The following is a 20,124-nucleotide window of genomic DNA, read 5'->3' as shown; positions in this document are numbered from 1 at the left end:
TTTGTTGTCATGTGGCGCGGAAGATGGATGTTTTGTTTTTTGAATTTTTTTGGGAGTAGTGTAGATGGGAGCATTTGAGGATTTTAACGCGCCAGTATTCAAGAATTTGACGAGTGCTATTCGTGCTTTGGCCATGGATGCAGTACAAAAAGCTAATTCTGGTCACCCTGGTATGCCTATGGGTATGGCGGAAATTGCGGAAGTACTTTGGATTCACCATTTGCGTCATAGTCCCAATAATCCCAAATGGGTCGACCGTGATCGCTTCGTTTTATCGAATGGGCACGGCTCTATGCTGCTTTATGCGCTATTACATTTGACTGGCTATGATGTGTCAATAGAAGATATTAAAAATTTTCGACAGCTTCATTCTAAAACGCCTGGACATCCAGAATATGGCTATACTTCAGGAGTAGAGACAACGACAGGTCCCCTGGGGCAAGGAATTACCAATGCTGTCGGCATGGCATTAGCAGAAAAGATTCTCGCGGATGAATTCAATCGCCCCGGCTTTGATATCGTTAATCACTATACTTATGTATTTCTTGGTGATGGATGTTTGATGGAAGGTATTTCACATGAGGCATGTTCTCTGGCAGGTACATTAGGGCTGGGTAAGCTCATTTGTTTTTATGATGATAACGGTATTTCAATTGATGGACATGTAGAAGGCTGGTTTACTGACGACACACCTAAACGCTTTGAGGCATATGGATGGCATGTTGTTCCTAATATAAATGGTCACGATCCAGATGCAATTGAAGCTGCTATTGAAGCCGCTAAAAAGGTTTCAGGCAAACCTTCTATGATTTGCTGCAAGACTGTCATTGGGATGGGATCGCCCAATAAAGCCAATACACACGCAGTCCATGGTGCGGCATTAGGAGACGAAGAAATCGCGGCTACTCGTCCTCATATTGGCTGGCATTATCTTCCCTTTGAGGTTCCTCAGGAAGTCTACGATGCATGGGATGCACGTGCAAAAGGTCAGAAACTTGAGAGCGAATGGAATCATAAGTTTGCAGAGTATGGGAAGAAATATCCTGCAGAAGCAGCTGAATTTGAGCGTCGTATGACCGGGGAATTACCAGCTAACTGGTTTGAATATGCTGACAGCGTTATAAATCGTGTTAACGCAAAGGGAGAGACTATTGCGACTAGAAAAGCATCGCAGAATGCGATCGAGGGATTAGCGCCAGTCCTCCCTGAACTGGTAGGAGGGTCAGCTGATTTAGCCGGTTCTAATCTGACGCTGTGGTCTGGTTCAAGTGGTGTAAGCGCAGAATCTGGTGGAAACTATATTTATTATGGTGTGCGTGAATTTGGTATGAGTGCCATTATGAATGGTTTGTCGCTACATGGCGGTATTATTCCTTATGGGGCTACGTTCCTGATGTTCTCGGAATATGCGCGCAATGCTTTGCGCATGGCGGCTTTAATGAAAATCCGTAACATTTTTGTGTTTACTCATGATTCAATTGGTTTGGGGGAGGATGGTCCGACACATCAACCGGTAGAGCAAACAGCAACGTTACGCCTGATACCCAATATGGATGTATGGCGACCATGTGATACGGTTGAATCAACTGTGGCTTGGGCGCGTGCAATTGAGCGCAAGGATGGACCAACGACACTTATTTTTAGCCGTCAAAATTTACCTTTCCAGAAAAGAGATGCGGCGACTATTAAGCTGATCGATAAAGGAGCCTATATCCTATCCGAAGCTATGGATGGAAAACCGCAAGCAATCATTATAGCGACTGGATCAGAAATAGCGCTGGCCGTGGCTGCGCAGAAAGCATTGTCTGAGGTAGGTATCCAGGTGCGTGTAGTATCCATGCCATGCACTAACTTGTTTGATCGCCAAGACCAAACATATCAGGAAAGTGTGTTGCCAAAAGGTATTAAACGTATTGCGGTAGAAGCTGGTGTGACAGATTACTGGTATAAATACGTCGGTCTTGAAGGAGAAATCATTGGAATCGATACTTTCGGAGAATCCGCTCCAGCCGAAGAGTTGTTTAAATACTTTGGTTTCACTATTGAGAATGTCGTAAATGCTGTAAAGAGAATTTTATAAATTGTGTTGCCTATTCAGACAGAATAGGCGTGCTTGGTTATGGTTTTTTTGTTTAAGGAGTCTGTGTAATGACAATTAAAGTAGGAATCAATGGGTTTGGTCGTATCGGGCGAATGGTGTTTCGTGCATCAATTGAAAAATTTAGCGATATCGATGTGGTTGCAATTAACGATTTACTTGAGCCTGATTACTTGGCTTATATGCTGACACATGATTCGGTGCATGGCCGTTTTAACGGGAGTGTTTCAGTTGAGGGCAATACTTTAGTAGTAAATGGCAAGAAGATACGCCTAACTGCTATTAAAGATCCTGCTGAGTTAAAATGGAATGAGGTCGGTGTTGATGTGGTGGTGGAAGCGACGGGGCTTTTTCTCACTAAAGAAACTTGTGAAAAGCATCTTGCGGCTGGTGCCAAAAAGGTCATTATGACCGCACCATCTAAAGACGATACACCAATGTTTGTATATGGCGTTAATGATAAATCCTACAATGGGCAAGCCATCGTTTCCAATGCGTCTTGTACAACCAACTGTCTCGCTCCAATTGCTAAAGTATTGAATGATACTTGGGGAATCAAACGTGGTTTAATGACTACTGTTCATGCTGCAACGGCTACTCAAAAAACAGTGGATGGCCCTTCTAATAAGGATTGGCGAGGAGGTCGAGGAATTCTTGAAAATATCATTCCTTCCTCTACAGGAGCGGCGAAGGCAGTTGGCGCGGTTATTCCTGAATTGAACAAGAAGCTCACTGGTATGGCCTTTAGGGTGCCAACTTCTGATGTTTCTGTTGTGGATCTTACCGTAGAATTAAATAAAGATGCCACTTACGAGGAGATCTGTAATGTCATGAAATCTGCATCGGAAGGCACGCTGAAAGGCGTACTCGGTTATACCGCCGACAAAGTAGTATCTACTGACTTCCGTGGTGAAAGCTGTACTTCTGTTTTTGATGCTGAGGCAGGCATATCATTAGACAAAAACTTTGTTAAAGTCGTTGCTTGGTACGATAATGAATGGGGATACTCCTGTAAAGTATTAGAGATGGCTCGCGTTATTGCTAGCAAGTAAGTCCGTAAAGAATCTGAATAAGAGCATAAGATTTACTTCGAGTAAAAAGCCTAGAGGTTAAAACATCATAATCAGATATTAACAAAAGGTGATTATGATTTTACTCGGGGTTATCTAATGCTTACATCATAGTAGATAGGTTTATCTCTTTGAGTTAGCCAGCAGTCAATCAAGATTGCAAACTATTCTTATTAATATTTAGTGTCTATATTGGAGTTAATGTGTCTGTTATCAAACTCACTGATCTTGATCTGAAAGACAAGCGTGTCTTTATTCGTGCTGATCTAAATGTGCCCATTAAAGATGGTAAAGTTACATCGGATGCGCGCATTACAGCATCTATGGCCACTATTAAATATTGTTTAGATCGTGACGCGAAAGTCATGGTAACTTCTCACTTGGGCCGACCGGAAGAAGGTGTCTGGAGTGAAGAGAATTCGCTCAAGCCCGTTGCCGATAATATTGCGGAACGTTTAGGTAAGCCGGTACGTTTAATCAGGGATTGGGCGAATGGTGGGTTTGAAGTTGCGCAGGGTGAGTTGGTCGTTCTAGAGAATTGCCGTATTAACAAGGGTGAGAAAAAGAACGACGATGCGACTGCACAGAACTATGCTAAGTTATGTGACATATTTGTAATGGATGCTTTTGGTACTGCGCATCGTGCTGAAGCATCGACTCATGGGATTGCAAAATATGCTCCGATTGCATGTGCAGGTATTCTATTGACAGAAGAATTAGATGCCTTGACTAAAGCTTTACATAATCCAGCACGACCTATGGTTGCGATTGTTGGAGGCTCCAAAGTATCAACCAAACTGACTGTGCTTGAATCACTATCTGAGAAAGTAGATCAGCTGGTGGTAGGTGGTGGGATTGCTAATACATTCCTTAAGGCTGCGGGAAAAAATATTGGTAAATCTTTGTGCGAAGATGATTTGGTTTCCACTGCGAAGATATTGATGGATAAAATGAAGCATCGTGATGCGATGATTCCGATCGCTGTAGATGTTGTGGTTGGCAAGAAATTCGATGCAAATGAGCCTGCGGTGGTAAAAGATGCAGATGCAGTATCGGATGATGACATGATTTTCGATATTGGACCAAAAAGCGCTCAAGAATTGGCTGATATTATAATGAAGGCAGGCACAGTCGTTTGGAATGGACCCGTGGGCGTGTTTGAGTTTGATCAGTTTGGAGAGGGCACATATACCATTGCAAAAGCAATTGCTGACACCAAAGCTTTTACCTTGGCTGGGGGGGGCGATACTATAGCTGCAATCCAGAAATATGATATATACGACAAAGTGTCATATATATCGACGGCAGGGGGAGCTTTTCTTGAATTTCTAGAAGGGAAAAAACTCCCGGCAGTTGAAATTCTCGAATTGCGTGGACGTTAAGAACTAATCTGAAAATTCTTTTAGGAATGATTAGAAGAACAAAAATTGTTGCTACGCTGGGGCCTGCTTGTAGCGATCCTACGATTCTGCGGCACATGATTCTGGCAGGCGTTGATGTTGTGAGAATAAATTTTTCACACGGTACTCGCGAAGAGCATATAGCTCATGCTGATCTCACTCGTGCCCTTGCACGCGCTACTGGTCGTACAATTGGAATATTAGCCGATTTGCAAGGGCCTAAAATACGTATTGGTAAATTTGACCATGGGAAGATCTGGCTCAAAGTAGGTGATGAATTCATACTTGATGCCAAGTGTGAATTAGGTAATGAGGAAAGAGTAGGGCTTGACTACAAAGAGCTACCTAATGACGTAGAGGCCGGTGCGACATTATTGTTAGATGATGGTCGTATTGTTCTTAATGTTACCAAGGTAATGGGAAGTGAAATATATTGCCAAGTCAAGCAAGGAGGTGTGCTATCGAATAATAAAGGTATTAATCGAAAAGGTGGTGGACTGAGTGCGCCTGCCCTGACAAATAAGGACATGCAAGATATCAAAACTGCTGCAGCATTGAAAGCGGATTATTTGGCGGTATCTTTTCCTCGCACTGGTGAGGATATACGTCAAGCGCGTTCTTTAATGCAAGAGGCTGGAGGCAATAGTCTGATCATGGCAAAGATTGAGCGCTCCGAAGCCATTCTCGCATTAGACGATATTTTGGATGCATCGGATGCAATCATGGTTGCTCGTGGTGATCTGGCTGTTGAAGTGGGAGATGCTACAGTGCCAGCATTGCAAAAGCGCATGATACGTTCTGCTCGCACTAAAAATAAACTTGTTGTGACTGCAACACAGATGATGGAATCAATGATCATTAACCCCATTCCAACTCGTGCAGAGGTATCAGATGTAGCTAACGCGGTATTGGATGGAACTGATGCTGTTATGTTGTCTGCCGAATCTGCTGCAGGGCAATATCCTGTTGAATCGGTAGAAGCCATGGCAAGAGTTTGTCTTGAAGCAGAAAAAGAATACACAGTAAATCAGAGCTTGCAACGTTCGCTAGAAATTCAGCCGGTTAGTATTGAAGAGGCCATTGCTCGTGCAACGATGTATACTGCCAGCAGTCTTAAAATTCGCGCGATTGCAGCACTTACTCAGAGTGGAGTAACTGCACTGTTAATGTCACGGAGAAGCTCAAAAGTACCCATATTTGCCTTAAGTCCGCAAGAGGATACACTTGGTAAAATGACTCTGTTTCGTGGGGTTTATCCCATAGAATTTGGTCAGGGCCTATTTGATCCAGAGGTTATTCTAGATTTGGCAGAAGATGAGTTATTTAAGCGCGGAGCTGTGCGTGATGGTGATTTGATTGTCATGACAATAGGAGAGCCTGTTGGCAAAGCAGGGGGTACCAATACCATGAAAATTGTTCGAGTAGGCGACAATGGGAAACCAATAAACATGGAAAGTATTGAGGTAGCTCCAACTTCAATAAATTGCTAATGCCTCTTATTTCAAGGTAGATCCTAATTTATAAGCCAGGAATTCTATTTACTTCGATACGGATTCCTATTATCAATTCTAATTTTTTATGATAAATCTGATACAAAATTTCAAATGAAGGAGACCTAAATGGCACTTGTATCATTGCGACAACTCTTAGACCATGCAGCAGAAAATGGATATGGATTACCTGCATTTAATGTAAACAATCTCGAGCAAATTCACGCGATTATGCAGGCAGCTGACGAATGCAATAGCCCGGTGATCATGCAAGGCTCAGCCGGAGCGCGTAAATATGCCGGAGAGCCTTTTTTGCGTCATTTGATTGCAGCAGCTGTGGAAGCCTATCCACATATTCCTGTTGTGATGCACCAAGACCATGGTGCTTCACCTGCGGTATGTGTAAACGCAATTCGTAGCGGCTTTTCCAGTGTCATGATGGATGGCTCCCTTGAAGAGGATGCCAAAACACCCTCATCCTATGAATATAACGTTGATGTTACCGCTAGAGTTGTCGCCATGGCTCATGCGGTTGGTGTCTCTGTTGAAGGCGAGTTGGGTTGTCTTGGATCGCTTGAGTCTGGAATGGGAGAAGCGGAGGATGGCCATGGAGCTGAAGGTGTGTTATCTCATGATCAATTACTCACCGATCCTGAGCAAGCAGCCGATTTTGTGGAAAAAACTGGCGTGGATGCCCTTGCCATTGCAATTGGCACATCCCATGGTGCTTACAAATTTACACGGAAACCAACGGGCGATATTTTGGCTATTGAACGGATCAAAGAAATCCATAAAAGAATCCCTAATACACATTTAGTGATGCATGGCTCCAGTTCTGTTCCTCAAGAGTGGCTTGAAATCATCCGTGAATATGGTGGCGAAATGAAAGAAACTTACGGTGTGCCTGTAGAGGAAATTCAAGAAGGTATCAAAAACGGTGTGCGTAAGGTTAATATCGATACGGATATTCGATTAGCTATGACCGGAGCAATTCGTCGGCACTTAGCTAAGAACAAGAGTGAGTTTGATCCTAGAAAATTCCTGAAGGATGCTACCGTAGCCGCTAAGGAAATTTGTAAAGCACGGTTTGAAGCATTTGGTAGCGCAGGGCAGGCAAGTAAAATTAAACCGATCATGCTAGATGAAATGGCTACTAAATATGCAAAAGGTGAATTAAATCCTATTATTACCTAAACACTCTTAAGCAAGAGGGTATAAAACGGCTGCTGGAAATTGGGTTGATTATTCTCAGCGTATCCAGCAGTCTTACTTTTTGCTACGCTTCTTCAATCTTGTTTATATAAGAAAGTAGAATAACGTGAAGTTCGACGTAAGAAAAGCTGTAAAAGGAATCGTAATTTCTTATGATGAAACAATTTTGGGAAAGAGCTTCATCACTAGAGGAGTCAGATTCCGATGGATACTATAGCGATTTTTTGTGCGATTGACGACTTTCGCCAGGAGTTTGAATCGTGGTTGGAGCAGTGCTTGCTGGAATCGTCGCCCAAGCCGCGTCGGCGACGAGGGGAGCTGTGTCTTAGTGAAATCATGGCGTGGCGTGGTTAACTAATTCTAGACACCCCAGTTAAGTAACTTTTATCATTTTTACTGCTTCTATTTCATATTGATTGGGGCTTTTGTATCCCGAGTATGAATGCAGCCGGTGGCTGTTATAAAACACAGCAATATACTGCAATACATCTTGCTGCGCCGCACTGCGGGTTTGGTAGTGTTGCCACTAGTAGACCGTTCCAGCATAACGGTTACAGAAAACGCCGTTCGGCCTGAGCCTGTCGAGGGCCGATGTCAGTTGCTTAGCGGTTTGACAAGCTCACAGAGAACGGTAATGGTTTTACTGGAACGATCCACTAGCACTATTCTTGTTTAAGAAGCAGTGGCTGCGCATGGAATTTTACTTTACTTGTTTTCAGGGACGGCTTCAACCGAAAGTCCTCGATATTCACTTGCCCAGAACAGCGTGGCGACCCCAGATTGCGGGTGTAGCAGCACCGTCAGCAGCAAGAAGCGGTATCAGTTTCATTCGTTTCATTCCCAGTTTGTGTCACCGTTCAGGCAACGCAAGGGCGGAGGGTGAATGTCTAAAGTAGAGTTATATTTATTCCGATATTTTACGTGCACTCCGGCTTCCCGTATCAGGCTCCGGGCTCTCCAACGGCCAACTGGGCAGGTCTTCTTCTTCATTCTTTTGGGTAATGAACGAATATTTCACTTCATTTCTTTCGCGAAGAAGACCGTTGCCTCCTTTAATATCTGTCTCTCCAGCTTGAGTTGCCTGATCTGTACTTTCAGATGTCGGATTTCTTCTTGTTCCGACGTCAGATTTCCATTACCACGGAATGCTTGCCCATCATCATCTACCTAATATTCCTTGATCCATCGCCTGAGCATGTTGGCGTTAATTTCTAGGCTTCGGGCTGCTTCTGTTATCGTATATCCCTGGTCCAGAACCAGGCTGGTTGCATCTAGCTTGAATTCTTTTGTGTACTGCTTCGTTGTTATCATTTTTCCTCCAGTTAAGACTATTTTCTCTTAACTGGAATATCCGGATCTATTAGATCATGTCATCGTATCTCAATAAACTTCCCAGAGAAGGGGCGTATCATAGAAAGGTAGCAAGGTACGCTTAAGCTCCTCTTTTTTCTGTTCTAGATGCAGCCTATTCCATCCCACAATGATACCAATAGCTTCTCGTGACATTAATGCCTTTGTCTTCGAACTCGGAATTTCTTCAAGAAGCTTCTGGGTATTTGCACTGTCATTAATGGCGCCAAGAATATCTTGTAGCTCGGATAGTGAGCGAATATATTTTTTAACTTTTTCCGGTGAATAGAGGGTTTGAAAAAATTCCATAGCATAACGTTGTTTCTTTATGCTAATGCGGAGCGCGTGGAGTGATGTTGCATCAAGTTTTTCAATTTCTTTTCCAACCCCAAGGATTTTCTGATGATGATTTGTCAGCAAGGATCCCGCAAATTCGCTTAATGCCATCTTAGTCGTGTTCTTTAAACTATGCGATCGAATTGAATGTTCGAGCATCTCATCAAGCCATAAATTCAGTTCCAGTATCAATTCTGTATAACGTTTCGATCTGATACTATTGCGTGCGGTTTTATTGTGTTCTTTGCGTAATATTTCACACGTTTTTATGAGCGCAGTTATACCTGCATGTTCTGCAAAAATGTGATGAACTTGGGAAATTTGTTCCGTAACAAAAACATCCCAATTACGTGCTGGGTTTAGTTGGCGAGTTAACCACTTAAGCTCATGTACGATAGGCGCTTTATTTACGATAACAGGGGAAAAAACATCAAATGCAGAGCGGAGCCGGCGTAGCGCAACACGCATTTGATGGAGATATTCGATATCGTTACCTGCCAATACACCATGTTCATTCCTGGTCAACTGATCAAGGCAATTCCGTGCGATTAGGATAAATACCGTGACTAGATCCATATCAGCCTTAAGCACAACAGGCAAGGCTTTAACGGGAGGGATATTCTGTCCTGTATAAAGTACATAGCCGCGCTCAGCTTTACTTATATTCTCCAGCCTGACTGGAAATGGAAGTGCCTGCTCAAGTGCAAGCGCAAGCTGAAATAATTGGACTGGTTTGCCCGATTTCAATTCAAGCTCGACTTCAGTGAAGGGCTTCTTTGTGTGGTCTACGCTGATTTTGCCATGATCAAGGCAGAACTCGATTTGACTACCATCACTCATTTGCAGAATACGTGTATAGCGAGTAAATTCTGTAATGAATATCTGCTGTAGCTGTTTACTTAAATTAGAGTGACTCAATAATTTGATCAGTTTAGGGTCACTTAACCGAGTGAAATCAAGCTGATTTGTGGTAACAGCCACTTCCCATTCGTCGCGTTCATGCAGTCCGGATGCGACACTGCCTTCTGTTTTGATGGTCTGTATCCAATGTTTTCCAATTCGACGTAGGCGTAGTGCACAATGCTGTTTTTTTAAAGCTAAATCCGGTGTGTCGTAGTAAATCGTATGAAGCTTTTGTTTGGTGGGCTTGGAAATGCTCAAAGCGTCAAGTAGCGGTAAATGATGCAAGTATTTAATACAGTTAGCGGGTAGCGTTAGCTTGAGTTCGATTTCTTTAGGCATCGTTCGGTCCATCAATTTTAGCTTTGTTTTGCTGCCGCTAGTTTTGTAAGCAATGCTTCTTGAGCACTGAAACGCCGGCTAGGTCGAACAGATTTACATTTATAACGGCCATTGGCATCCATTTCCCAAGCTTGGGCATTATCTCTGAGATAAGGATTTAGGCCTTCGGAGATTACACGCTTTTTCAGGCGTGGATCCAGCACTGGGAAACAGATTTCAATTCGACGAAAGAAATTACGATCCATCCAGTCAGCGCTGGATAAATAAACATTGTGATAATTATTGTTACGGAAATAAAAAATGCGTGTATGTTCAAGAAAGCGCCCAATGATAGAACGTACTTTAATGTTTTCTGACATACCGGGTACCCCGGGTCGTAAAGCGCATGCACCTCGTGTGATGAGTTGGATTTTTACGCCGGCTTGAGAGGCAGCATATAATGCTTGAATGATATTGGGTTCTAGCAGTGCATTCATTTTGGCAATGATTCCAGCGGGTTTACCTGCTTTGGCATTCTCCATTTCATTTCTAATAGCATTTAGAATTTGACTATGAAGAGTAAAAGGGGATTGCCATAGATGCTTCAATTTACTGGCCTTCCCAAGACTAGTCAGTTGCAAAAAAACTTCATTGACATCGGCGCAGATTTCTTCATGGTAAGTAAGTAATCCGAAATCAGTATAGAGTCGGGCCGTTCCAGGATGATAATTACCTGTACTGAGATGTACATAACGACGTAGTTTGCCTTCTTCACGTCGCACAACCATTGCCATCTTGGAGTGAGTCTTGTGACCGACAACACCATAAACAACATGAGCACCCACTTCTTCGAGTCGACTGGCCCAATTAATATTGGCTTCTTCATCAAATCGAGCCAGCAGCTCGACAACTACCGTAACTTCCTTTCCTCGACTGGCTGCGGCTATAAGTGCTTCCATCACAGTAGAATCTGAACCTGTTCGATAAACTGTTTGTTTGACAGCGACGACATCTGGATCTACTGATGCTTGCTGGATAAACTGTATAACAGGCTGGAATGATTGATATGGATGATGCAATAAAATATCGTTCTTGCGAATCATCTGGAAAATATCTGAGGTTTTCTTTTTCTGGGTGGAAAAAGGTAGGCCTGGAATGAATAGAGGAAATTTTAATTCTGGACGATCAATTTGGTCCGGAACTTGCATAAGACGTACCAGATTGACTGGCCCATTGACCTGATATAAATCATCTTGAGTAAGGCCAAACTGACCGAGCAAAAATTCGGACATGTGCGGTGGACAGTTATCTGCCACTTCGAGTCGTACAGCATTACCAAGATGGCGTTGAGGTAATTCACCCTCCAAGGCAATGCGCAAATCTTTGATTTCCTCTTCATCAACGAACAGATCACTATTACGGGTGACGCGAAATTGAAAACAGCCAATCGCTTGCATGCCGACAAACAATTCGCTTACGTGTGCATGGAGAATCGAAGATAAAAATATAAAACTATATTCTTCAGTGCTGACTTCATTGGGAAGTCGTATGATACGAGGAAGAATTCGTGGCGCCTGAACTATTGCCATTCCAGAATTGCGTCCAAAAGCATCTTTCCCTTCCAGCTCTACCGCAAAATTAAGACTTTTGTTCAATACCCGCGGGAAAGGGTGGGAAGGATCTAGACCAATCGGTGTTAACATGGGCATAAGCTCACGAAAGAAATAAGCTTTAATCCATTCGCGTTGATGGTCGTTCCAGTTACTTCTACGAAGGAAGCGAATACCATGGTGTACTAATTTCGGCAGAATGCTTTCATTGAGTAACTGATATTGTTGCGAAACAATTTGGTGCGTTTTTTCGGAAACCAGTTTGAAAGTTTGGCGAGGCAGCATACCATCTGACCCAAAACCAGGTGTATTCAATTTGATTTGTTCTTTTAACCCAGCAACACGAACTTCAAAAAATTCATCGAAGTTACTGCTGACGATGCAGAGGAATCGTAATCTTTCCAATAATGGCGTATCTTTGTTTTCGGCCTGAGCAAGCACACGTCGGTTAAACTCAATCTGACTAAGTTCCCGGTTGAGAAATGGGGTAGGGCTAGTCAAATCACTTATATCGGATGGATCTAGCATTTTCGGCTTGTCTTGCTTTATGGCGGTAATCCGGTATCTATTAATGTAGAGTACTGTATTCTTATTATAAACTTACTTGTCAGGTGGGATATAACCGGTTGGCTGATCAGCGCCGTCACCAAAAAAATAAGCCTCCATTTGTGCTGTGAGATATTTGCGTGCCTTGATATCGGCGAGATTCAGGCGATATTCGTTAACCAGCATAGTTTGGTGCTGAATCCACTGATTCCAAGCTTCTTTAGATACATTTTCAAAAATGCGCTTTCCCAACTCACCTGGGAAGGTGGGTAAATCCAATCCTTCCGCTTCGCGCCTTAGCTTGATACATTTTACTATTCTTGTCATTTAGTTTTCCCAACAGGTCAATAAAGGAAAATGGATTATTCTCGATTGCAAGGCATATAAAAAACAAACGATTGTCAAGGTGCTATTGTAACGCAACACTCTGGATTACATTCATTTTCATCTTGATGTAATGGGTTTGAGATAAAGAGTGATTTAGGACAGTTATTACTTTGGCATTTTTATTGATCCTATTTTCCTCGGCTGGTTGTGAAAAGCTCTACTGTTCAACAGAGAATTCTGCACTTCGTTGATTCTTGCTTCTTGCTATTACCCCAGATTTATATTTGCTTCATGAATACTTTTGAGCGGCGCCGGTAATTGTAAAGATTCTGTTTGCTTTTGGGCAGTTTGTCTGGTGTAGTTTCCGTAAAACCCCGCTCAATAAACCAATGGGCTGTCCGCGTTGTCAGGACGAATAATTTGAGGTAGCCTCGCACTTGGGCCTGGTGTTCAATATGTTTAAGTAAATTACTGGCGCAACCCGTTCTGCGATAGTGTGGATGGACTGCAAGGCAAGCCAACTCGCAAGCATTCTCATCAGGAAATGGGTAAAGGGCGGCACAGGCAATAATCATGTTATCGTGCTCTAGAACGGTAAAGCGATCAATCTCGATTTCTAATAGTTCACGATTGCGTCGTACCAGTACGCCTTCATTTTCCAGTGGTTCAATTAATTGCAGGATACCGCCTATATCTTCTATCTGGGCGCCGCGTATGGTTTGTAGTGGACCTTGCGTAATCATACTGCCGATACCCTCGTGGCTAAATAATTCTTGCAATAAAGCACCCTCTATATGACGGCTGATTAGATGAACTCGTGCTACCCCATTCTCACAAGCATGTACCGCGCATGGGAGGTATAACTGAATATCATCTGCTAAATCAACTGGTGCGGCAAATTTTCTCAGTACTGATTTTGCCTCCGTAATAGTCAATTCACGCCATAAAGCGCCACCTCGTTCCGTAGACTCATGCATGATGCCAAGTGGATTCATTAGAAAAATAAGTTTTTCTGCTTGAAGGGCAATAGCGACTTCGGTTGCAACATTTTCTAGTGTGAGATTAAAGATTTCACCGGTGGGTGAGTAGCCCAGTGGCGAGAGTAAAACGATTTCCCCATTTTCCAGTCGGGCGCGGATAACCGAGGTGTTAATTTTCCGTACCTCTCCGGTATACATCAAATCAGTACCCTCAAGAATACCGATGGGACGGGCTGTTACGAAGTTACCGCTTGCAACATGAATGGTAGCATTGGCCATGGGTGAATTAGGCAACCCCATCGACATCAAGGCTTCGATTTCGACGCGAACTTTCCCGACTGATTCTTTAACACACTGAAGTGTGGCAGTATCTGTCACGCGTATTCCATTTATATACATGACTTGTAAGTTCTGTTGCTGCAATTGAGATTCAATTTGCGGTCGCGCGCCATGCACGAGAATCAATTGAATTCCAAGGCTTGCTAATAGATTGAAATCGTGCACCAGTTCAACAAAATTTTCATTGACCACGACTTCACCGCCAAATGCGATCACAAAAGTTTTACCACGAAATGCGTTGATATAAGGTGCAACGGAACGGAACCAAGTGACAAAATCAGTATTGCGTGTCATGTTCAGATAATGATGTTGTGGATATGATGATCAATCAGCTTTTTCATGAGAGTATGTTGGCATCAGAAGTTTATTGGAGAATCAGCAATTCCATAACATGCTTTCCGCAAGAAAAACAATTATCCCAAACTGTAAATCTAACAACCGATTTAATAATCTCCCCATAAAGTCTGCATTGCCGCTATAGCGGCAAGCGCTGCGCTTTCTGTTCGCAGGATGCGCTGGCCTAAGCAAATTGAAACAAACCCCGCAGCATAAGCTGTTTTCTCTTCTTCTATTGTAAAACCCCCTTCAGGGCCGACAAGCAATATTAGGGGTGCTTCCGTCATTGGTAGCGGAAATCCGGATAGGCGTTCATTTGCTGTCACTGAAAGCAAAAAATTATGAGCATGCCTATTTTCAATATTTCTTTGCTTATCTTCAAACTGTTGGCTAAACCAATCTGATAATGTCAGCAGCGGTAAGAGTTTCGGAATACGGTTTCTGCCACATTGTTCGCAAGCAGCAATAATCACTTGTTGCCAGTGTAGCAGCCGTTTATTTGCGCGCTCTTTGGAAAGTCGAACAACACTGCGATTTGCTGTAACAGGCTGAATACTGTTGACACCTAGCTCAACCGATTTTTGTATGATCCAATCCATTTTTTCATTGGAGGAAACAGCTTGAACCAAGCTGATAGAAAGTGGTGACTCACGTTCAATTTCATGAAATTGTGAGATCATGACAGTATTTCTTGATTTATCAGTGCATTTGATCATTCCTGAGAATTCTCCACCTTCCCCGTTAAACAATGTTATTTTGTCACCTTGTTTAAGCCGTAGAACACATGCGACATGATGACTAGTGCTTGTGGGCAATGTGACAATTTGACCCGGAATCATGCGATCAGGATAGTAAAAACGTGCAGTCATAGTAGTGATGGTCCGAGAGAAGGCTGGTTACAGTTCCATCCATGATAATATATCAAAGATAAATAAGACCTTCGATGAGGAGAAAAATATGGCAAGTCTTGAAACGCCTATTTGTGATTTTGGCTGGAAAGCAATCGATTTTGATTTGCCCGGAGTGAATGGGGAACGTTATAACCTAGCTTCTGCAAGAAGGGAAAATGGACTATTGGTGATGTTTATTTGTAATCATTGTCCGTATGTGAAAGCAATCCGTGAACGTATTATTCGCGATGTAAAAGAGTTGGCTGCATATGGAATAGGCGCAATTGCGATCATGTCGAATGATCCTATGGATTATCCTGAAGATTCTTTTGACAATATGGTCAAAATAGCTAAGGAGTTTGATTATCCCTTTCCCTACGTGTGGGATGAAACTCAACAAATTGCAAAAGCTTACGGCGCAGTGTGTACGCCAGATTTTTTTGGCTTCAATGGCCAATTGGAATTACAGTACCGCGGGCGATTGGATGCATCCCGCAAGGAAGCAGCACCTGTCGACGTTCGCCGTGATTTGTTTGAAGCGATGGTGCAAGTTGCTCGAACAGGACAGGGGCCAAAGGATCAAATACCCAGCATTGGGTGTTCGATTAAATGGCGGGCTGACTGAACATGCTGGAACAAGTTATCGCTGCGGTGAAGGAAGTTGCACAGGAAGAAATTATGCCGCGATATATGCAAGTTACGCGCCAACATAAAGTAGATGGCAGCTTTTATACCGAGGCCGATTTAGCAGCGCAGGAAAGTTTGCTGAGCAAGCTGCAAAAACTTTACCCTGCCGCCATAATGGGTGAGGAGATGTCTGAGCAGCAACAGCTCGTCCAGTGGGAAGCGGGCGATGCTGGGCTCTGGAACGTTGATCCAATTGATGGCACTTCCAATTTTTTTAATGGCCTCCCCTATTTTGGGGTTTCTGTCGCACTGATGCGCAAGGGCAGGAGTGTCCTGGGCGTTATCTATAATCCTGTTACCAAAGAATTGTTTTATGCCGAAAAAGGCAAGGGCGCGTATTTAAATGGGGTTGCATTACCAATAAAAAAGCGTGAGATAAGTTTACGAAGTGCAATAGCAAATGTTGATTTTAAGCGTTTAGATCGTAAGCTGGCTGAGAAAATAGCGGCTTATCCTCCCTATGCTTCACAGCGTAACTATGGTGCTTGTGCTTTGGAATGGTGCTATACCGCCGCAGGTTACTTTGACCTATATCTACATGGCGGCCAAAAGCCTTGGGATTATGCTGCCGGTTGCCTGATTCTGGAAGAAGCGGGCGGATCCATGTGTAGCTTTGATCAGGATGATTATTGGGCAGGATCGCCGTGGCGACGCTCCGTGATTGCTGCGCTTGACCCCGCATTGTTTATACAATGGCGCGACTGGGTGAGGGCACATTATCAAAATGGTTAGATTGCTGCGCTGTAAGATGCTTTTGCAAGCTTTCTAATATATTTATTCCAGAAACAGGTTGCAGAATTGAAAATTCTCATTCTAGGAGCTGGTCGAGTAGGTTCTACTGTCGCCGAAAGTCTGGTAGGTGAGGCAAATGATATTACTGTGGTTGATATTGCAGCTAATCAACTTGCCTTATTGCAAGATCGCTTTGATTTGAGAACAGTAGTCGGTAATGCATCGCATCCTTCCGTGCTTAAACGGGCGGGTGCTGAAGATGCAGATATGGTACTAGCGGTTACCGAGAGTGATGAAATCAATCTGGTAGCCTGTAAGATTGCTGCCAGCTTATTTAATACGCCTACCAAAATTGCTCGAATTCGTGCGAGCGATTATCTAGAGCATCCTGATATCTTTTCACAGCAAAATTTCTGTGTCGATTATGCTATTTACCCTGAGCAGATACTGACTCAATATATTGAGAAGTTAATTGAATTTCCAGAAGCATTACAGGTGCTTGATTTTGCTTCGGGTAAAGTAAGCCTGGTCGCTGTGAGAGCACTGCAAGGAGGGCCTCTGGTAGGACATCCATTACGGGAATTACGCAAGCATGTCCCCAATGTCGATACACGGGTAGCAGCGATATTCCGCAAAGATCGTCCCATTATTCCTGAAGGAAACACTGTCATTGAGGCTGGAGATGAAGTTTTCTTTATCGCGGCGACTAAGGATATTCGGGTCGTAATGAGTGAATTACGCAGCATGGATAAACCGGTCAAGCGTGTCATGATTGCAGGAGGCGGGAAGATTGGCAGACGTCTTGCAGAAGCGCTGGAGAAAGATTATCAAGTCAGGATCATCGAACGTGATGGCAAGGTATGTGAGCTTCTGGCCCAGGATCTACAAAATGCATTGGTGCTGCATGGTGATGTCACGGATGAAGAATTGCTGGAGAGTGAGAATATAGCTGAAATGGATGTATTTTGTGCACTGACCAATGATGATGAGAATAACATCATGGCATCATTGTTGGCTAAACGTATGGGCGCGCATAAGGTGATTGCTCTGATCAACCGAAGTGTATATGTCGATTTGGTTCAAAGCGATAGAATCGATATTGCAATTTCACCTGCACAAGTAACGATCGGTTCATTACTTGCTTACGTTCGGCAGGGTGATGTGGCAGCAGTTCATAGCTTGCGCCGAGGAGCAGCTGAAGCGCTTGAAGTGGTGGCGCATGGCGATACCCAATCATCCAATGTAGTAGGGCGCAAAATAGAAGATATCAAATTGCCAAAGGGTGCAACGATCGGTGCTATCGTGCGTGGTTTACCACTCAAGGACAAGAGATGGATGAGTACACGCGATATTGGTGAAGATATCCCTATCGAAGATCAGGATAAGGCATGCGTCATTATTGCACACCACGATACAGTTATTGAATCAGATGATCACGTAATCCTGTTTGTTGTCAATAAGAAAATGATTCGGCAAATTGAAAGGTTATTTCAGGTTAGCGCATCCTTTTTATAATTGATCGCTTTATGAATCATTTTTTGTCAGTTGCCAATATACTTAGTAAAATTATTCTCGTATTCGGCCTGACGATGCTGGTACCGTACGGTATTGCATACTGGTCGGAAGATGGCTCATCTGCTGTTTTTGGTGGGGCTATTCAGATAACATTGATCTGTGGCGCTGCTATCGCATTGATGACACGTCGCTATAAGCGTGAGCTACAGATCCGTGATGGTTTTTTATTGGTCGTGCTGGTTTGGCTCCTTCTTCCTTTTTTCGGCATGCTGCCTTTATTGCGTTTTTTTCCGGAAATCAGCTTTGCCAAAGCATACTATGAAGCAACATCTGCATTGACTGCTACCGGTGGAACGGTTTTGACGGGCCTGGATACACTGCCTTACTCGATCAATCTGTGGCGAGGTGAAATGGTATGGCTGGGGGGTATGGGATTAATCGTACTCGCCGTTGCCATTCTGCCCATGTTAGGCGTAGGAGGTAGACAGATCCTCAAGGCCGAAATACCTGGTCCCATGAAAGAGTCTAAGTTGACACCTCGCATTGCCGAGACAGCAAAAGGGCTATGGTTGGTGTATGTGGCGCTTACGCTGATTTGTGTGATCGCATATAAGCTAGCGGGAATGAACTGGTTCGATGCGGTCATGCATGCATTCACAACCCTGGGGTTAGGAGGCTTTTCTTCGCACGATGCGAGCTATGGCTATTGGGATTCACCCATAATCGAGTTGGTTGCAATCATATTCATGCTGATTGGCGGTATCAATTTTGCGACGCACTTTTTAGTCTGGCGGGCAAGGAGTATTTCGCCGTATTACTATGATCCTGAGATAAAGCCTTATTTTTTTATCGTATTGGCGAGCTGTATAGTACTTGCTGGCTATCTGTGGTTGACAGGGGTTTATACCGATCCATTAACAGCACTGCGCTATGCATCCTTTAATGTTGTTTCCGTTGCGACGACTACCGGATACAGTAATGCTGATTATAGTTTATGGCCAATATTTGCTCCGTTATGGATGCTGTTTTTATCCGGCTTTTGTACTTCCTCGGGATCAACGGGAGGGGGGGTTAAAATGATCCGTGCAAGGATTTTATATCAGCAGTTTTTTCGTGAGATGATCACGATTATGCATCCCCAAGCTGTTTCACCTGTCAAGCTAGGGAGAAGTGTTGTTGCTAATCGAATTATCTTTGCAGTGTTCGTTTTTTTATTTGTTTATTTGGTGAGCATGATTCTCATGACTCTGGTGCTGACATTAAGTGGCCTGGATGAAATAACAGCGTTCTCGGCTACTGTTGCATCTATCAATAATCTGGGGCCAGGGCTTAATCAGATCGGGCCAGCCACTACCTATGCTTCTTTGACGGATTTTCAGATCTGGATATGCAGTTTCGCCATGTTATTGGGAAGGCTGGAGTTTTATACTTTGTTGATCGTATTTACTGCTGCGTTTTGGAGAAAGTAGGAAAGTAGTTTACTCAACTTTATACCAGGGCATTAATTAAGATTACGCTATTACAATATGAGGTTATATTTAGTTTTAATTTAGGTAAGCAACTTGCTGTAATTTGAAAAATGTGTGGAATATAATAGATTATGAATGACGAGAAAAAATACGATATTGATGTATCGGTCCGCACTACATACTTGCCCGAACAATCAGATGAAGAAGCAGATCGCCACGTATTTGCCTATACCATTACTATTTCCAATACAGGGACGGTGGCATCACAGCTAATAAGCCGCCATTGGATTATTAGCAGTGGAGATGGCAATATTCACGAAGTTAGAGGTTTGGGTGTGGTAGGTGAGCAGCCACTCCTGAAACCTGGTGATAGTTTTGAATATACCAGCGGTACCGCGATTTCCTCCCTGGCTGGCTTAATGAAGGGTAGTTATCAGATGGTCGCTGAGGACGGCTTTCATTTTACCGTAGATATTCCTGAATTCATTTTGAGTGTTCCAAGAGTGCTCCATTAAT

The 20,124-nt window shown here is 43.4% G+C and carries 17 protein-coding genes and 2 pseudogenes; 12 read left to right on the top strand and 7 right to left on the bottom strand.

The window, feature by feature from the left end:
• Positions 1-64 precede the first annotated feature (64 nt).
• The 6 genes from tkt to BLP80_RS15645 all read left to right on the top strand — a co-directional run bounded on the left by tkt (position 65) and on the right by BLP80_RS15645 (position 7,624).
• A complete protein-coding gene (tkt, locus tag BLP80_RS07845) occupies positions 65-2,080 on the top strand; it encodes a transketolase (RefSeq protein WP_090542013.1) in 2,016 nt (671 codons plus the stop codon).
• Positions 2,081-2,148: 68 nt separating this feature from the next.
• Entirely contained in the window at positions 2,149-3,150 is a 1,002-nt protein-coding gene (gene gap / locus BLP80_RS07840; RefSeq protein WP_090542011.1) for a type I glyceraldehyde-3-phosphate dehydrogenase, read from the top strand.
• A 221-nt stretch (positions 3,151-3,371) separates the two neighbouring features.
• Positions 3,372-4,550, top strand: coding sequence for a phosphoglycerate kinase (locus BLP80_RS07835; RefSeq protein ID WP_090542008.1), 1,179 nt, complete (start codon positions 3,372-3,374; stop codon positions 4,548-4,550).
• Positions 4,551-4,576: 26 nt separating this feature from the next.
• The gene (gene pyk / locus BLP80_RS07830; RefSeq protein WP_090542006.1) at positions 4,577-6,058 is read left to right on the top strand and encodes a pyruvate kinase; all 1,482 of its coding nucleotides are present in this window, start codon (positions 4,577-4,579) and stop codon (positions 6,056-6,058) included.
• Positions 6,059-6,187: 129 nt separating this feature from the next.
• Positions 6,188-7,252 carry a class II fructose-bisphosphate aldolase gene (gene fba / locus BLP80_RS07825; protein WP_090542005.1) on the top strand — a complete coding sequence of 355 codons (1,065 nt, stop codon included), beginning with the start codon at positions 6,188-6,190 and terminating at the stop codon, positions 7,250-7,252.
• 222 nt (positions 7,253-7,474) lie between these two features.
• Positions 7,475-7,624, top strand: coding sequence for a hypothetical protein (locus BLP80_RS15645; protein WP_176754313.1), 150 nt, complete (start codon positions 7,475-7,477; stop codon positions 7,622-7,624).
• 19 nt (positions 7,625-7,643) lie between these two features.
• Here BLP80_RS15645 and BLP80_RS07820 read toward each other — a convergent pair.
• Positions 7,644-7,781, bottom strand: a pseudogene (locus BLP80_RS07820) (IS3 family transposase); the annotation flags it as partial.
• Positions 7,782-7,962: 181 nt separating this feature from the next.
• On the opposite strand from BLP80_RS07820, the gene BLP80_RS15640 reads away from it, so the two are divergent.
• On the top strand, positions 7,963-8,166 hold the full coding sequence (locus tag BLP80_RS15640; protein WP_176754309.1) for a hypothetical protein: 204 nt from the start codon (positions 7,963-7,965) through the stop codon (positions 8,164-8,166).
• A gap of 89 nt (positions 8,167-8,255) precedes the next feature.
• On the opposite strand, the pseudogene BLP80_RS07815 reads toward BLP80_RS15640, so the two are convergent.
• From BLP80_RS07815 to BLP80_RS07790, 6 genes and pseudogenes are all read right to left on the bottom strand, one after another.
• A pseudogene (locus BLP80_RS07815) lies at positions 8,256-8,581 on the bottom strand (transposase); the annotation flags it as partial.
• A gap of 69 nt (positions 8,582-8,650) precedes the next feature.
• Positions 8,651-10,210 carry a CYTH and CHAD domain-containing protein gene (locus tag BLP80_RS07810; protein WP_090542002.1) on the bottom strand — a complete coding sequence of 520 codons (1,560 nt, stop codon included), beginning with the start codon at positions 10,208-10,210 and terminating at the stop codon, positions 8,651-8,653.
• A gap of 5 nt (positions 10,211-10,215) precedes the next feature.
• Positions 10,216-12,315, bottom strand: a complete 2,100-nt coding sequence (gene ppk1 / locus BLP80_RS07805) for a polyphosphate kinase 1 (RefSeq protein ID WP_090542000.1) — start codon at positions 12,313-12,315, stop codon at positions 10,216-10,218.
• A 72-nt stretch (positions 12,316-12,387) separates the two neighbouring features.
• Positions 12,388-12,660 (bottom strand): oxidative damage protection protein, encoded by a 273-nt coding sequence (locus BLP80_RS07800; RefSeq protein WP_090541998.1) that lies wholly within the window; start codon positions 12,658-12,660, stop codon positions 12,388-12,390.
• A gap of 278 nt (positions 12,661-12,938) precedes the next feature.
• A complete protein-coding gene (gene argA, locus BLP80_RS07795) occupies positions 12,939-14,273 on the bottom strand; it encodes an amino-acid N-acetyltransferase (protein ID WP_090541996.1) in 1,335 nt (444 codons plus the stop codon).
• Positions 14,274-14,422: 149 nt separating this feature from the next.
• The gene (locus tag BLP80_RS07790; protein ID WP_090541994.1) at positions 14,423-15,184 is read right to left on the bottom strand and encodes a 16S rRNA (uracil(1498)-N(3))-methyltransferase; all 762 of its coding nucleotides are present in this window, start codon (positions 15,182-15,184) and stop codon (positions 14,423-14,425) included.
• 88 nt (positions 15,185-15,272) lie between these two features.
• On the opposite strand from BLP80_RS07790, the gene BLP80_RS07785 reads away from it, so the two are divergent.
• The 5 genes from BLP80_RS07785 (at position 15,273) to apaG (ending at position 20,123) form a co-directional block, all read left to right on the top strand.
• A complete protein-coding gene (locus BLP80_RS07785; protein WP_090541992.1) occupies positions 15,273-15,830 on the top strand; it encodes a thioredoxin family protein in 558 nt (185 codons plus the stop codon).
• 2 nt (positions 15,831-15,832) lie between these two features.
• On the top strand, positions 15,833-16,624 hold the full coding sequence (locus tag BLP80_RS07780) for an inositol monophosphatase family protein (RefSeq protein ID WP_090541990.1): 792 nt from the start codon (positions 15,833-15,835) through the stop codon (positions 16,622-16,624).
• A gap of 66 nt (positions 16,625-16,690) precedes the next feature.
• Complete coding sequence (gene trkA, locus BLP80_RS07775) at positions 16,691-18,139, top strand: Trk system potassium transporter TrkA (RefSeq protein ID WP_090541988.1); 1,449 nt, start codon at positions 16,691-16,693, stop codon at positions 18,137-18,139.
• 11 nt (positions 18,140-18,150) lie between these two features.
• Positions 18,151-19,608, top strand: coding sequence for a TrkH family potassium uptake protein (locus BLP80_RS07770; protein ID WP_090541986.1), 1,458 nt, complete (start codon positions 18,151-18,153; stop codon positions 19,606-19,608).
• 131 nt (positions 19,609-19,739) lie between these two features.
• On the top strand, positions 19,740-20,123 hold the full coding sequence (gene apaG, locus BLP80_RS07765) for a Co2+/Mg2+ efflux protein ApaG (protein ID WP_090541984.1): 384 nt from the start codon (positions 19,740-19,742) through the stop codon (positions 20,121-20,123).
• Position 20,124: the final 1 nt, after the last annotated feature.

This window comes from Nitrosomonas sp. Nm132 (assembly GCF_900100485.1).
Lineage (GTDB): Bacteria > Pseudomonadota > Gammaproteobacteria > Burkholderiales > Nitrosomonadaceae > Nitrosomonas.
Note: the sequence above shows the minus strand (reverse complement) of the source record. Positions and strands in the feature narration are given on the sequence as shown.